Raw genomic sequence first — 404 nt, forward strand, 5'->3', positions numbered from 1 at the left:
CTCAAGCAAGATAAAAAAGCGAGGCAATGGGTCAAGCGCTCACGCTGGGTGTTGTTGAAAAATAGAGGCAACTTAAATCCACGGCAAGACAGCTATCTTACAGAAATATTGAATATCAATAAGGACTTAATGACCACTTATATACTCGGGGCACAGCTCAAAGAGCTTTGGTATTGTGAATCAGAAGCACATGCTAAAGGGCTCTGGGAGGCGTGGTGGGCACAAGTACAAGAGAGTGGAATTAAGCCATTGAAAGAGTTCGCACGAAAACTGAGTCCTTATCTTCACGGTATTATCGCATCGGCAAGTTATCCGCTAAACACCTGCACCCTAGAAGGGATAAACAACAAGATAAAGCTAATCAAGCGAATGGGGTATGGGTATCGAGATACCGACTACTTCTT

The 404-nt window shown here is 43.8% G+C and carries 1 protein-coding gene; it reads left to right on the forward strand.

Annotated elements, in window-relative coordinates:
• On the forward strand, positions 1-404 hold a 404-nt coding region (locus tag A6D97_RS01105; RefSeq protein WP_139074286.1), incomplete at both ends, for a transposase.

Origin of the sequence: Vibrio sp. ZF57 (assembly GCF_001691235.1) — a bacterium.
GTDB classification, from domain to species: Bacteria; Pseudomonadota; Gammaproteobacteria; order Enterobacterales; family Vibrionaceae; genus Vibrio; species Vibrio crassostreae_C.